Origin of the sequence: Ruegeria sp. HKCCA5839, from assembly GCF_013035585.1 — a bacterium.
Classification (GTDB): domain Bacteria; phylum Pseudomonadota; class Alphaproteobacteria; order Rhodobacterales; family Rhodobacteraceae; genus Ruegeria.
Genome location: NZ_WQIE01000006.1, coordinates 78,451 through 91,967, shown reverse-complemented (window position 1 = coordinate 91,967; position 13,517 = coordinate 78,451). Strand labels below are relative to the sequence as shown.

The 13,517-nt window shown below is 57.7% G+C and carries 14 protein-coding genes; 9 read left to right on the top strand and 5 right to left on the bottom strand.

The annotated features are described in order from the left end of the window. Positions 1-64 precede the first annotated feature (64 nt). The gene (locus tag GOV38_RS16050; RefSeq protein ID WP_171132140.1) at positions 65-778 is read left to right on the top strand and encodes a YafY family protein; all 714 of its coding nucleotides are present in this window, start codon (positions 65-67) and stop codon (positions 776-778) included. Positions 779-840: 62 nt separating this feature from the next. Further along, positions 841-2,157 (top strand): lytic murein transglycosylase, encoded by a 1,317-nt coding sequence (locus GOV38_RS16045; RefSeq protein ID WP_171209121.1) that lies wholly within the window; start codon positions 841-843, stop codon positions 2,155-2,157. A 74-nt stretch (positions 2,158-2,231) separates the two neighbouring features. On the opposite strand, the gene GOV38_RS16040 is transcribed toward GOV38_RS16045, so the two are convergent. Together GOV38_RS16040 and GOV38_RS16035 are read right to left on the bottom strand one after the other, a co-directional pair. Then, positions 2,232-3,629: an aspartate aminotransferase family protein gene (locus GOV38_RS16040; RefSeq protein ID WP_171209120.1), complete on the bottom strand. Its 1,398-nt coding sequence runs from the start codon at positions 3,627-3,629 to the stop codon at positions 2,232-2,234. Between the two features lie 76 nt (positions 3,630-3,705). Next, positions 3,706-4,389, bottom strand: coding sequence for a GntR family transcriptional regulator (locus GOV38_RS16035; RefSeq protein WP_171209119.1), 684 nt, complete (start codon positions 4,387-4,389; stop codon positions 3,706-3,708). 142 nt (positions 4,390-4,531) lie between these two features. On the opposite strand from GOV38_RS16035, the gene GOV38_RS16030 reads away from it, so the two are divergent. From GOV38_RS16030 to GOV38_RS16010, 5 genes are all read left to right on the top strand, one after another. Next, a complete protein-coding gene (locus GOV38_RS16030; RefSeq protein ID WP_171132148.1) occupies positions 4,532-5,617 on the top strand; it encodes a polyamine ABC transporter substrate-binding protein in 1,086 nt (361 codons plus the stop codon). A 72-nt stretch (positions 5,618-5,689) separates the two neighbouring features. Continuing rightward, positions 5,690-6,817: an ABC transporter ATP-binding protein gene (locus GOV38_RS16025; protein WP_171209118.1), complete on the top strand. Its 1,128-nt coding sequence runs from the start codon at positions 5,690-5,692 to the stop codon at positions 6,815-6,817. Further along, positions 6,817-7,707, top strand: coding sequence for an ABC transporter permease subunit (locus GOV38_RS16020; protein ID WP_171101424.1), 891 nt, complete (start codon positions 6,817-6,819; stop codon positions 7,705-7,707). Before GOV38_RS16025 ends, GOV38_RS16020 begins: the two co-directional genes overlap by 1 nt. Next, the gene (locus GOV38_RS16015; RefSeq protein WP_171101422.1) at positions 7,704-8,522 is read left to right on the top strand and encodes an ABC transporter permease; all 819 of its coding nucleotides are present in this window, start codon (positions 7,704-7,706) and stop codon (positions 8,520-8,522) included. Before GOV38_RS16020 ends, GOV38_RS16015 begins: the two co-directional genes overlap by 4 nt. Next, entirely contained in the window at positions 8,519-9,820 is a 1,302-nt protein-coding gene (locus GOV38_RS16010; RefSeq protein ID WP_171209117.1) for an FAD-binding oxidoreductase, read from the top strand. Before GOV38_RS16015 ends, GOV38_RS16010 begins: the two co-directional genes overlap by 4 nt. On the opposite strand, the gene GOV38_RS16005 is transcribed toward GOV38_RS16010, so the two are convergent. From GOV38_RS16005 to GOV38_RS15995, 3 genes are read right to left on the bottom strand one after another with little or no spacing between them, the layout of a single operon-like run. After that, entirely contained in the window at positions 9,806-10,690 is an 885-nt protein-coding gene (locus GOV38_RS16005) for a phosphotransferase (RefSeq protein ID WP_371808524.1), read from the bottom strand. The two genes, GOV38_RS16010 and GOV38_RS16005, sit on opposite strands and share 15 nt — an antisense overlap. A gap of 56 nt (positions 10,691-10,746) precedes the next feature. Then, the gene (locus GOV38_RS16000; protein ID WP_171209116.1) at positions 10,747-11,412 is read right to left on the bottom strand and encodes a flagellar hook capping FlgD N-terminal domain-containing protein; all 666 of its coding nucleotides are present in this window, start codon (positions 11,410-11,412) and stop codon (positions 10,747-10,749) included. A gap of 3 nt (positions 11,413-11,415) precedes the next feature. Then, positions 11,416-12,621 (bottom strand): flagellar hook-length control protein FliK, encoded by a 1,206-nt coding sequence (locus tag GOV38_RS15995; protein ID WP_171213020.1) that lies wholly within the window; start codon positions 12,619-12,621, stop codon positions 11,416-11,418. Positions 12,622-12,732: 111 nt separating this feature from the next. On the opposite strand from GOV38_RS15995, the gene GOV38_RS15990 reads away from it, so the two are divergent. Beyond that, entirely contained in the window at positions 12,733-13,008 is a 276-nt protein-coding gene (locus GOV38_RS15990; protein ID WP_171209114.1) for a rod-binding protein, read from the top strand. Beyond that, complete coding sequence (locus GOV38_RS15985) at positions 12,998-13,345, top strand: flagellar biosynthesis protein FlgN (protein ID WP_171209113.1); 348 nt, start codon at positions 12,998-13,000, stop codon at positions 13,343-13,345. The genes GOV38_RS15990 and GOV38_RS15985 overlap by 11 nt, the downstream gene beginning before the upstream one ends. The last annotated feature ends 172 nt before the right edge of the window (positions 13,346-13,517 follow it).

Genomic DNA, 13,517 nt, shown 5'->3' with positions numbered 1-13,517 from the left:
GATGTGATATGAATATGTTTGCCTGATGACAGAAAGTGTCATCAAGACTAAGTTACGTTCTGATATGTCCCGTACCGCCCGTCTCTTCCAATTGATGCAAGCCCTTCGATCTGGGCCCTCGCCGAAAACCTCGGTTCAACTCTCGCAGGATCTGGGGGTCTCGGCCCGGACCATCCACCGAGATATCGACGCGTTGCGCGGGCTGGGTGCGGTGATCGATGGAGAAGCCGGATTTGGTTTCACCCTTATCGAAGACGCGACCTTGCCGCCTTTGGGGTTCACAGATGATGAGCTTGAAGCGTTGGTGCTGGGTTTGCGTGAAGTTCAGGCGATTGGCGATCCGGGCCTGGCCGACGCAGCTGGTGCCGCTTTGCGCAAGTTGCAGGGGCGATTGCCACCAAGACAGTCGCACCGCTTGAGCCACGCAGTGCTGGCGGCGACACGATTTTCCCGCCCCGCGAAACCGACCGTCGATGTCAGCGCTTTACGTCAAGCCACCTGGGATGAGCGCGTCATAGCGTTTTCATATGCTGACGCCAAAGGCGACGAGACAGAACGTAAGGTCAATCCTCTGAGTATCGTATACATGGATCGCGCCAGCGTGTTGTTATCCTGGTGTCACTTGCGGCAGGATTTTCGTGTCTTCCGCTTGGACCGGATGCAGGCAATGTCCGTTCTGGATGAAAGCTTTCGGCCCAATCGGATACCACTGCTGCGCGAGGCTTTGGCGCGCTTGCGGGCCGAGCGCGAAGCAAGATCCTGCGAGGCGGATGTCTGAACGCTTTGTCCGATTCAGCTTTTGCGCTATCCTTGAGATGAGCAGTAATCAGGAAAATCGGAATGCGAAAATGCATAAGCGGCGTCATGACCGCTGCATTATGGGCATCCATAGTGCAGGCGGATCTTCCCAATTCATCCCTTCGGCCTCAGGTGCGGATCACAGACGAGACCGCCCGATTGGCCTCGGCCGATCTGACCGCGTCGATCCGGCCCGTATTGCGACCTTCGGCTGAGGTTCGGCGGGTGTCACTTGAAAGCAATGCCAGGTTTCAGGCCTGGGTCAGCGCCTTTCGCGGTCGCGCAAGCGCGCAGGGGATATCACAGGCCACTCTGGATGCAGCACTGGCGGGTATCACCTATGACAAACACGTCATAGAGCGCGACCGCAATCAGGCCGAATTCTCGAAGCCGATCTGGGACTATCTGGGCTCGGCGGTGTCAGACCAACGGATCGCAAATGGCCGCGCGGCGTTGGAGCAGCACCGACGCGTTCTGAACCAGATTGAACGCCGATATGGCGTTGAGAAAGAGGTTGTGGCGGCGATCTGGGGTCTTGAGACTTCGTTCGGCAGTTTCCGTGGCAACAACCAAACGATCCAGTCCCTGGCAACGCTGGCTTTCGAAGCCCGGCGGGCGTCTTTCTTTGAAACGCAGTTGGTGGCTGCCCTTCAGATCTTGCAGTCCGGGGACACAACACCGGCCAACATGCGCGGCAGTTGGGCCGGTGCGATGGGGCATACGCAGTTCATGCCGACCTCATATCTTGAGCACGCGGTTGACTTTGATCGCGACGGGCGGCGCGACATATGGTCGGATGATCCCACTGATGCGCTGGCCTCGGCTGCGTCATACCTGGCCCGGCATGGTTGGAGCAAGGGCCAGCCCTGGGCCGTTGAAGTGCGCCTGCCACAGGGGTTCGACTATGCCACGGCGCGGCGGGATTTCACCTTGTTGCCGTCCGATTGGGCCGCGCGGGGTGTGCGTGCTAAGAACGGCCAACCGGTGCCGGATCACGGCGAGGCCGCGATTTTGTTGCCTGCGGGTGGACGCGGGGTCGCGCTGATGATCTTTGACAATTTCGGGGTCATTGAGCGGTACAATGGCGCAGACGCCTATGTGATCGGGATCGGCCATCTATCCGACCGTCTACGCGGAGCGCCCCCGTTTCAGGGCGATTGGCCAAAAGGGGATCGGATCCTGAGTTTCTCGGAGCGCAAAGAACTGCAGAAGCGTCTAACGGAAGCTGGTTTCGACACCAAAGGCGTCGACGGACGAACCGGTCCGAACACCATCGATGCCGTACGGGCATATCAACTCGCGCAAGGCCTATTACCCGATGGCTATGCGTCGTTCACCCTGTTGGAGCGGTTGCGATAAGGGGAAGGGGGCACTGCCCCCGTCGCCTGACCGCAACCCCCCGGGAAATTTTTGGCCAGATGAAGCTGTGCGGATTAAGACGCCGCCTGCATCAAACCTTGTGCGATGATCTCGGCCTGTGCTTCGTCCAGCGATTTGTGGATGCGGACGAACATTTCGTCGATATCGGCAGGTGTCAGGATCAGCGGCGGTGAGATGATCATACGGTCGCCCACATGGCGCATAATCAGGTTGTTGGCAAAGCAGCGGTCGCGGCAGATGTACCCGATAGTCCCCGGTGCGGATGCGAATTTGGCGCGGCTGGCCTTGTCCGGTGTCAGCGCGATTGACGCCATCATGCCGACGATCTTGGCTTCACCCACCAGCGGGTGGTCAGCCAGCGCCTCCCATTTCTCTTTCAAATAGGGCGCGGCCACGTCGCGAACATGCTCGACGATCTTTTCCTCTTCGAGGATACGCAGGTTCTCCAACGCAACGGCTGCAGCGACCGGGTGACCGGAATACGTATAGCCGTGATTGAACTCGGTGCCGCCGATTACCTCAGCGATCTCGTCATTGACGATGGAGCCACCGATAGGCGCATAGCCCGAGCTGAGGCCCTTGGCGATGGTCATGATATGGGGCTTGATGCCGACGGTTTGTGACCCGAACCAGTTGCCGGTGCGACCAAATCCGCAGATCACCTCATCCGCGATCAGCAGGATGTCATACTTTTCGCAAATGCGCTGGATTTCCGGCCAATAGGTGTCGGGGGCGACGATTACACCGCCTGCACCCTGCACAGGCTCGGCGATGAAGGCGGCAACGCGGTCTTCGCCCAGCTCCAAAATCGCCTCTTCCAACTCGCGCGCGCGGGCCAGGCCGAAGTCTTCGGGTGACATGTCGCCACCTTCGGCCCACCAGTTGGGTTGGTTGATATGGTGGATGTTTGGGATCGGGATGCCACCCTGGGCGTGCATCCCCACCATGCCGCCCAATGAGGCCGAACCCACGGAGGAACCGTGATAGGCGTTTTTGCGGCTGATGATGATGTTTTTGTCGGGCTGGCCCTTTTCGGCCCAATAGGTGCGCACCAGACGGATGTTGGTGTCGTTTGCCTCGGACCCGCCCGCCGCGAAGAAAACGTGGTTCAAATCACCCGGAGCCAGCTCGGCGATTTTTGCGGCCAAAGCGATGGCGGGCACATGGGTCGTTTTGAAAAACGTGTTGTAGTAGGGCAGCTCGCGCATCTGGCGCGCGGCGACCTCGGCCAGTTCGTCTCGGCCATAGCCGATATTGACGCACCACAGACCAGCCATCGCGTCCAGAATCTCTTCGCCTTCGCTGTCCGTCAGATAGACACCTTTGGCCCGTGTGATGACGCGGGCGCCTTCTTGCCCCAGCGCGCCATTGGCCGAAAACGGGTGCATGTGATGGGCCGCGTCCAAGGCCTGCAGTTCGGCGGTGGGCATGTGGTTGGTGATGGGTGTCATTGGCTTGGTTCCCGCGAAAGAGGTTTGTCGCAAGAATATGATCAAATTTTTGAGTGTCAAACAAATCGTGCTTTGGTCACGATCCGCTGAGGGTGCCGACCATCAATTCCATTCCCTGCCGTATATCATCAGCCGTGGCCTTGGCTGCGGCTTCGACATCCCGTGCGCGCAGGGCCGTCAGGATTTCCTTATGCCGGTCCGGCAGGCTTTGCGTGCCAAAACGGCCACAAACAACGCGCATGGACGGGCCAAATCGCAACCAGAGCCGACCCGCCAGGTCCGCAAGAATCGGCGCATCCGCAGCGGCGTACAAAGACTCGTGGAACGCGTGGTTCAGGCGCAAGTAGCTGCTGACATCTCCCGCAGTGATCGCGGCATCAAGCTGCTGGTCGATTTCCTCCAGTCGGTCGATCTCGACCTTTGGGATTTGCACGGCGGCGCGGCGGGAAATCTCTGATTCTATTGATATTCTTGCAAATATGATCTGTTCGACTGCAGAATCGTCCAGTTCGGGAACGCTGACCCTTCGGTTTCCCTTGAAGATCAGTGCCCCGTCCGAGATCAGACGGCGAATGGCCTCGCGCACAGGGGTCATCCCGGCGCCAAGTGATTCGGTTAGACCTTGAATGGTAATGGCCTGACCGGGCACAATGTCACCGAACAGAATCTGCGATTTCAGTTCTTCATATACAATTGTGTGCGCGGGCAGGTTTTCGTCACGCGTTGTGCCCTCGCCTGCCTTTTTTTTGATCAAATTCAACGGGTGTGTCCCAATTCATGTTGTCCTGACTTGCCAGGAATTCGGCCTCGTGAAAGCATAGCTTCCGTGGGCGGTAAAAGCAAAACTTGATCAAATCATACAAACTGTGACAAGTTTCCGCAAAATTAATGGGGAGAAGAAGATGAAGAAGACTACGCTGATGTTGACAGCGATCGCTGCATTGGGGACTTCGGCGGCTTTCGCCGAAGAGGTGCGCGTTTACAATTGGTCGGACTATATCGACGAAGATCTGCTGACCAAGTTCGAAGAAGAGACGGGCCTGACCCTGATCTATGATGTGTTCGACAGCAACGAAGTATTGGAAACCAAAATGCTGGCCGGTGGATCCGGCTATGATGTTGTGGTTCCCTCGGGCACATTCTTGCAGCGTCAAATCTCGGCCGGTGCGTTCCAACCACTCGACAACGCACAACTGTCGAATGCAGGCAACCTTTGGGATGTGATCCAAGACCGTACGGCTGGCTATGACCCGGACAACGCTTATTCGATCAACTATATGTGGGGCACCACCGGAATCGGTGTGAACGTTGGCAAGGTTCAAGAGGTCTTGGGAGCCGATGCCCCGCTGAACAGCATGGAACTGGTGCTCAATCCTGAGAATATGGAAAAGCTGGCCTCTTGCGGGGTGCATTTCCTGGATGCCCCGTCCGAGATCATTCCTATGGTCCTGCAATATCTGGGTGAAGACCCCGACAGCCACGATACAGACGTGATCGGCAAGACCGAAGAGGTACTGACTGCGGTTCGCCCGCATATTCAGAAATTCCATAGTTCTGAGTACATCAACGCGCTGGCAAATGGTGACATCTGTGTGGCTGTTGGCTGGTCGGGGGATATCCTGCAAGCACGCGACCGCGCGGCTGAGGCTGAGAATGGTGTCGAGATTGAATACCATCCCTTCGCCGAAGGCTCGTTGATGTGGTTCGACCAGATGGCCATTCCGGTGGATGCTCCGAACCCGGAAGGGGCGCATAAGTTCCTGAACTTCATTCTGGATGCCAACAACATGGCGGCGGCGTCGAACTATGTGTACTACGCCAACGGCAACAAGGCCTCGCAAGAGTTTCTGGAAGAAGACGTGATCGGCGATCCGGCGATTTACCCGGATGATGCGACGATGCAGAACCTCTATATCACCACGCCCTATCCGCAGAAGACTCAACGTGTGGTGACCCGTTTGTGGACCAAGATCAAATCGGGCACCTGATCCGGTTTCTCTGCGCAAGGCGATCCGCTCGCCTTGCGCGTTTTTCGTTCTGATCGACAAACGGGGGCTGATTTGAGCGCAACTGTCTTTGCACCGTGGGATGACCCGCAAGCTGAACCGTTGATCCAGTTTCAGAACGTATCCAAGCGTTTTGGCGATTTTACGGCAATCGACAACCTGTCGCTGGACATTTTCGAACGAGAGTTCTTTGCCCTGCTTGGCCCATCAGGCTGCGGCAAGACCACCATGATGCGGATGCTGGCCGGGTTCGAAAAGCCGACCGATGGCCACATTCTGCTGGGCGGACGCGATATCGACCCGGTGCCGCCGAACAAACGCGCTGTGAACATGATGTTCCAGTCGTATGCGCTGTTTCCGCATCTCAGCATTTGGGAAAACATTGCCTTTGGTCTGCGCCGGGACAACATGCCCAAGCACGATCTGGAAGAGCGCGTCGAAGAGATGCTGCGCCTGACCCGGCTCGAGAAATTTGCCCGCCGCAAACCGCATCAGATCTCGGGCGGTCAACGGCAGAGGGTTGCTTTGGCCCGCTCATTGGCAAAGGCGCCCAAGCTGCTTTTGTTGGACGAACCCCTTGGGGCGCTGGACAAGAAACTGCGACAGGATACGCAGTTCGAATTGATGGATATTCAGGAAAAGACTGGTACCACTTTTGTGATCGTGACCCACGATCAGGAAGAGGCCATGACCGTTGCCAGCCGCGTCGCCGTTATGGATCTGGGCCAATTGATGCAGGTGGCGACACCGGACCGGATATATGAAACCCCGGCTTCGGTTTATGTGGCTGATTTTATTGGGGACGTGAACATCATTCAGGGCCGCGCGACGGCTCAGGGCGACGAAAGCTATCAGGTCGACTGGGCCGAGGGCCAGCCGGCTTTGCTGGCCAAGTCGGCGACCGCGTTTGACACGGGCCAGACCTGTCATTTGGCCATCCGCCCGGAAAAGGTGGCGATCTCGGCCGACCGTCCAACGGATGCCGTCAACGCTGTGCAGGGTAAGGTCCATGACATCGCGTATCTGGGCAATCTGTCGACCTATCATGTGCAACTGGCCGACGGCACGATCATCAAGGCGCAGACGGCCAACACCCGCCGCATCTCGCGCCGGTCCTTTACCTGGGAAGACCCGGTCTGGCTGTCCTGGACAGCGACGGCAGCGGTCTTATTGGCCAACTGATGCGCCGGGCCCTGCTGATCGCGCTGCCCTATGTCTGGTTGCTGGTGCTGTTTCTGGTGCCGTTCCTCATCGTCCTGAAAATCTCGCTGTCGGACACTGAACTGGCCATTCCGCCTTATACGCCGACCCTGGATCTGACCCAGGGATGGGCCGGGATAAAGGATTTCTTCAGCCAACTGGATTTTGAAAATTTCGTCTGGTTGACCGAGGACGACCTCTATTGGAAAGCCTATCTCTCCAGCGTCAAGATCGCCGTGATCTCGACCTTCTTTACGCTGCTGGTGGGTTATCCGATTGCCTATGGCATGGCGCGCGCGCCCGAGGAATGGCGCCCGACGCTGATGATGCTGGTGATCCTGCCTTTCTGGACCTCATTCCTGATCCGCGTCTATGCGTGGATGGGCATTCTGTCGAACGAAGGCTATCTGAACCAGCTTCTGCTCTGGACGGGCATTATTTCGACCCCGTTGACCATTCTGAACACGCAAACTGCGGTCTATATCGGCATCGTTTACACCTATCTGCCGTTCATGATCCTGCCGATCTATTCCGCGTTGGAACGCATGGACGGATCGCTGATCGAAGCCGCCGAAGATCTGGGCTGTTCGCGTGCGCAAGCCTTTTGGCTGGTGACGGTGCCCTTGTCGCGCCCGGGAATCATCGCAGGCTGCTTCCTGGTGATGATCCCGGTGATTGGTGAGTTCGTGATCCCCTCGCTGCTGGGTGGTTCAGGCACGTTGATGATCGGCAAGGTTCTGTGGGAGGAGTTCTTCTCGAACCGAGACTGGCCCGTGGCCAGCGCCGTGGCAGTAGTGCTTCTGCTGATCCTGATCATCCCAATCGTTCTGTTCCAGCGCAACCAGCAGAAACAGACGGAGGCCGATCAATGAACAGGCTCAGCTGGTTCAACGCTGTCTCTCTGACGCTGGGATTTGCCTTCCTCTATATCCCGATGATCATCCTGATCATCTTCAGCTTCAACGAAAGCAAACTGGTTACAGTCTGGGCCGGGTTCTCGACCAAATGGTACGGTGAACTGGTCCAGAACGAGGCGTTTCTGGATGCGGCCTGGGTCACGATCCGGGTGGCGGTCTTTTCCTCGACCCTGGCCACCATTCTGGGCACGGCAGCGGCCTATGTTCTGGTGCGCGGTGGGCGCTTCTTCGGTCGAACACTGTTTTCCGGAATGATCTATGCGCCACTGGTGATGCCTGAAGTGATCACTGGCCTGTCGCTGCTGTTGCTGTTCATCGGCATCGGGCTGGATCGCGGCATCCTGACCATTGTTCTGGCCCATACGACCTTTTCGATGTGCTTTGTCTCGGTTGTGGTCTCATCCCGTTTGGTCACGTTTGACCGGTCACTGGAAGAGGCCGCGCTGGATTTGGGGTGTTCACCGGCACAGGCATTCCGGCTGGTGACCTTGCCGATCATTGCACCTGCGGTGATTTCGGGCTGGTTGTTGGCCTTCACCCTGTCGCTGGACGATCTGGTGATCGCGTCTTTCACTTCGGGGCCGTCAGCAACAACCTTGCCGATCAAGATATTCTCGGCTGTGCGCCTTGGGGTCAGCCCCGAGATCAATGCGCTGTCGACCTTGATGATCGCAGCAGTGACGATCGGAGTGATCACAGCTTCATTGGTCACCAAACGCGCCATGATGCGGCAAAAACAGGATGAATTGGCCGCCGCGCGCACCGAATGAAACGGATATTTCCACCTTTTGCCTATGGCCCGAAACCACGTGCCGGGTGTTGGTGGGATGAAACCATTGCTGCCCCGGACTGGCCGTGCCTTGAGGGCGATTTGAACACCGATGTTGCGATTGTCGGGGCCGGGTTTACCGGAGTATCGGCTGCGTTGCACTTGGCACAGGCTGGGGCCCGCGTCGTGGTGCTCGAGGCCGGAAGCCCGGGATGGGGGGCGTCGGGACGCAATGGCGGGTTTTGTTGTTTGGGTGGGGCCAAACTTGGCCACACGGCGATGACCCGACGCTATGGATCTGTGGCGGCGTACGCATACGCAGATGCCGAAACGCAAGCGGTCACTCTGGTCGCGGATCTGTTGGCGCAACATCAGATTGAGGCCGATACCCATTCTGAAGGTGAGACACAGCTGGCGCACACCCCCCGCGCGATGGAGCGGCTGCGGCGCGCGGCAACCAGTGGGGGCACTCTGCATGAACAAAAGGATCTGGATGCTTTGGGGATCGGCGGCAGGTTCTTTGGCGGATATACTCTTCAGACTGGCTTTGGCCTGAACCCACGGAAATACCTGTTTGGACTGACCCGGGCGGCGCAAGTCCAAGGCGCTGTATTTTACCAAAACAGCGCTGTGCTTGGCATTCAAAAACGGCCTGGTGGCTTTGACCTGACCACATCACAAGGCAAACTGCGCGCTGGGCAGGTGTTGATCTGCACCAATGGGTATTCCAGCGAGGATATCCCATCATGGATGGCTGGGCGTTATATGCCGGTGCAATCGTCGATCATGGTCACCCGCCCTTTGACCGATCAAGAGTTGCAGGATCAGGGGTGGACAAGTGATCAGATGTGCTACGACACGCGGCATCTGTTGCACTATTTTCGTTTGATGCCAGATCGTCGATTTCTGTTTGGCATGCGCGGAGGTCTTCGGGCGTCTCCGAGGGCCGAAGCAGGAACGATGCGCAAACTGCGATCAGACTTCGCAACCATGTTCCCCAATTGGGCTCAGGTTGACGCGACCCATAGCTGGTCAGGCTTTGTTTGTATGTCGCGCGATCTGGTCCCTTATGTTGGGCCCGTGCCCGGCCAATCCGGGATGTTCGCAGGCTTTGCCTATCACGGAAATGGCGTGGCGATGGGGACCTATTGCGGGCGCGCTCTGGCGCGGCTGGCCTTGGGGCAACAGACGGACCTGCCCGCGCCTTTGGCTCAAGTACCCAAACGGTTTCCGCTTGGCCGATGGCGACGGGCGGTGATGCCAATCGCCTATGCGGCGCTTACCTTAGCCGACCTCTGAGTTGCGCAGTGCCTCGAGTTCCAGCTCAAACCCTTGTTGGTAGTCCAGTGCCCCGGTCTCAACCCGCCACAGACAATAGGCGGCCATACGCCACGCATACCACGGCTTTAGGGCTTTATAGCGAGCAACGATGTGCGGGTCGGCATAGGCCGTAAGGAACCGCGCCACCTCGACTTGCGTCAAATCTGCGCCACGATAAAGATGCTGCATCGCCGGGGACAGAAACAGGGCCAAATCTTCGGACGGGTCCCCGAGGCTGGGGCATTGCCAGTCGATCAGTGTCAATCCGGCTGGGGCGACTAGGATGTTGCCCGGAACCGGATCTCCGTGGATAAGCACAGGGACGGGCGTTGGGGCGATTTCGCCCTTTGGTTCTTGTTGCGCAATGCGCGCGGACTGCTCAGACCGACACAAACGAAGGATCGCGCGCGTTTGAGCTGCCAGCGCTGCGCTGCCATTGCGGCCCTTGGGGGCGGCGACCTTTGGTGACAAGTTATGCAGCTTTTGCAGAAGCTCGGCCACAGGTTCCGGATCTTGCTCCCATGGTGTGCCTGCGGCGTGATCATAATAGACCCAATTGTCATTTTCGAACCGCCCTGTGGCGCGCAACTCGGGCACGAAACCCGAGGTGCTCAACGCCTGAAGGCAGGCTGCTTCTAGCTGCGCATCATTGCGAAACAACGGGTTCTGGAAATCCGTTTTGTAAAGTTTCAAAACGGTGTCTGACCCTTTGCCCAGGACCTTCCAAACCTGATTGGTGCGCCCGCCATAGAACATCTCAAAGCGGACGCCCTCGTCAACCAATCCACGCGCACGCAGTTGGGGTACGAGGCCTGGGGGCGGAGCAAGAGGGTCGGTCAGGGCGGCCACCAACAGCTAGGGTCGACGTTTGTTTTGCCACGTTCTGACCTGCCAATCGCTTTAGATCAAGCGCTTGCGCGCACGCCCGAGATTGAATCGGCGGCAATCGTTGCACCGCTGTCCAAGGTAAGCACGACCGACCCACCCTCGACCTGCGCCTCGACTACGCGGCTATATGAGGCCACCGGGCTGGTTGAGATGATCTCACCGTTCTCATAGCTTTCCAGCGTTGCGGAGTAGGATCCCGTCGGGAAGGGCGCGCCGCTGGAATCAACTCCGGCCCATTGGAATTCGTTCTGGTCTGGCGCAATGGCCGCCGTGTCGACCACTTCGCCAGATGCGTCGCGGATCACCAGCTTTGCCTGATCTGCATTTGGGTCCGCGGCTGCGGTCAGGGTGATGGGTTCATCGGTGAACTGGAACGCAGCTGTCGAGCGGACATCTACTCCGACCCAGTTCCCAAGCTCTTCCAGATTGACGCTGCCCAAAGCCAAGGCCAGTTCTGACAGAAGATCATTGGTCTGCACCTGCTGTTCAGCCATCGAGAACTGCGCCAATTGCGAAGCGTATTCCGACGAATCCAACGGCTCAAGCGGGTCCTGATTTCGGGCTTGTGTGGTCAGCATAAGCAGGAAGGTTTCGAAATCCGAGGTCAGCGCCGAGCTGTGCGCATTGTTGGCCTGCGATTGCCCGGTGTTGGATTGCGTCGTCGCGCTCGTCTCAGAGATCATCGGTCAAAGCCTCATATCAAGGCCCCGATCGGGGCCGGTTTTAGGGGGAGGCGCAGTCGTTTCGGCCTCGTCAAGTTGAAGAGCCTCGCTGGTTGCGGCGTCCTGAGCAGTGCTGTCGCCGCCCTTTCCGGTGTTATTCGACATGCCAAGATCAAAACTCGGATCGCTGTAGCCCAGCTTTTGAAATTCCGAGGACAGGACAGCCAAATGTCGGCGCATCAGGTCCAGTGTTTCGCGTCTTTCGGCTGCGATTGTCAGTTGAAATCCGTCCTCGCGCCCGTTCAGTATGATCGAGACGCGGCCCAGTTCTTCTGGGTTGAGTGCAATCTCGATCGCCCCGGAGCCAGGCTTGGCCGAAATCGCCGCAGCCATTTGCCCTGCGATAGCCCGTGCGGTATCAGCGCGGGCCGTGTTCATCATCTGAGACGCAGAGAGATCGCGCGCAACTTGGGTGTTCAAGGTCTCTTTGGCCGAGGCGGCCCATTCTCCCTCAGAACTTTGCATCGGGTCCGCGCGGAGTTCAAACATCTCAACTAACGGTGCCATAGTGGGCGCCACAGGTTTTTGAACTTGCGGCATTTCGGGCTTGATCGGCTCAATCGGTTGCGAATTTCTTCGGATAAGCTCGACGGGTGGGGCCTCAACCGGCTTGGTTGTCTTCGCGGTTGGTCTTGCCATGTGGTTATTGGCCAACGCAGTCTGCGCGTTGCTCAGCCCGAACGCAAATTCGAAGATCTGCGGGTTTTGCGGTTTGTTGGGGGTCGTTTCGAATTCGGATCGATCGACTGGTCGAGTTTGGGGTGACTCAGCCGGTATTGGTGCGTCTTCCGACCGCAAAGTAATGGCGGTTTGAGCGACCGCAGCCTTGTCTGAACTTTCTGTTTCCAGTCCCGTCAGATCATCATGTTCATGTGGCTCACCAAAAGGTTCTGTTGGCCCGGTCGCGATGGCTGCGATCTGAATCTGCGGTTCATCGGTAACTGTTGCAGCAGGTTCGAGAGCCGCGAGATCGTCGGATGGTACCTCTTCGGTTTCGGGCGAAACTGGCGTGATCGTTTGCGCGACATCCCGTTCTTCGATCAAACCGACTTTTTCCAACACATCCGAAAAGGCCGGATGCGTAGGCGCATCGTCAGTCTGATGCTTAGGGCCCCCAGAATTGGAGGCTGCGGAAAGCGTAGTCAGCATGGCTGTCAGAGGGTTGGGCATTTTGCTCCGGCTCCGTTGGTCTGACGGGGAAGATGACCGCAGGAAGTTACGTTTATTTTAACCGCTTTCCTCTTTGATCAAGAAAGTTCGAAGCAATTTTCGGAGAACCCGATGAAAATTCCGATGACCATTCAGGCTCACCAGCATTCCGCAACGCAGTCCCCTCTTCAGCAGGCCGCGGTCGAGCTTGAGGCCACGTTCCTGGCCGAAATGTTGAAATCCGCTGGGCTTGGAACAGCCCCTGAAAGCTTTGGTGGTGGCGCGGGCGAGGACCAGTTTGCCTCGCTATTGGTCCAGCATCAGGCGCGGCAGCTTGCGCAATCTGGTGGCATTGGTCTGTCGGAGGTTCTGTTTGAAGCAATGAAAGAGAAACACGATGTCGAATGATCTGATCAAAGCCTTGGAGGAGGTGTTGGACCTTGAACGCTCGGCCCTTGTTCAGGGTGATTTGGAACGCCTGGCAAATATGGCGCCCGAAAAAGAGAAACTGATCCGGGCCATAAATGAGTTGCAAGTGCTCGATAGTGACGAGTTGATCCGGGTGCAAAAGAAAGTGGCGCGCAATCAGGCTCTGTTGAACAGTGCAGCAGACGGGATTCGCGCAGTGGCAAACCGAATGTCCGAATTGCGCCGCGTGCGTCAGGAATTCAGCACCTATGATGCCACCGGCCAGCGTAGCGATTTTGCGCTGCGCCAGAAGGCAAAGCTGGAAAAGCGCGCTTAGTGGCTGAGTTGAATAAAATCCGAGATTTGAGGCGGGTGCATCTTAGCACTCCGTTAGGGGATCAAGGGCAATGGTGTCGCTGCACCTGAAGACAAGGTGGCGCGCATGCCAATCGGCTCGACGCAGAGGTCAGAACGACAGAATGCCTGCCGCTGAGGTGGGGTTAGCATCG

Excerpts from the sequence above, each read along its gene's own strand:
- GOV38_RS15990 (WP_171209114.1), top strand. The coding sequence starts at position 12,733 with ATGAAAATTCCGATGACCATTCAGGCTCACCAGCATTCCGCAACGCAG.
- GOV38_RS15985 (WP_171209113.1), top strand. The coding sequence starts at position 12,998 with ATGTCGAATGATCTGATCAAAGCCTTGGAGGAGGTGTTGGACCTTGAA.
- GOV38_RS15995 (WP_171213020.1), bottom strand. The coding sequence starts at position 12,621 with ATGCCCAACCCTCTGACAGCCATGCTGACTACGCTTTCCGCAGCCTCC.
- GOV38_RS16015 (WP_171101422.1), top strand. The coding sequence starts at position 7,704 with ATGAACAGGCTCAGCTGGTTCAACGCTGTCTCTCTGACGCTGGGATTT.
- GOV38_RS16040 (WP_171209120.1), bottom strand. The coding sequence starts at position 3,629 with ATGACACCCATCACCAACCACATGCCCACCGCCGAACTGCAGGCCTTG.
- GOV38_RS16010 (WP_171209117.1), top strand. The coding sequence starts at position 8,519 with ATGAAACGGATATTTCCACCTTTTGCCTATGGCCCGAAACCACGTGCC.
- GOV38_RS16020 (WP_171101424.1), top strand. The coding sequence starts at position 6,817 with ATGCGCCGGGCCCTGCTGATCGCGCTGCCCTATGTCTGGTTGCTGGTG.
- GOV38_RS16000 (WP_171209116.1), bottom strand. The coding sequence starts at position 11,412 with ATGATCTCTGAGACGAGCGCGACGACGCAATCCAACACCGGGCAATCG.
- GOV38_RS16050 (WP_171132140.1), top strand. The coding sequence starts at position 65 with ATGTCCCGTACCGCCCGTCTCTTCCAATTGATGCAAGCCCTTCGATCT.
- GOV38_RS16030 (WP_171132148.1), top strand. The coding sequence starts at position 4,532 with ATGAAGAAGACTACGCTGATGTTGACAGCGATCGCTGCATTGGGGACT.
- GOV38_RS16045 (WP_171209121.1), top strand. The coding sequence starts at position 841 with ATGCGAAAATGCATAAGCGGCGTCATGACCGCTGCATTATGGGCATCC.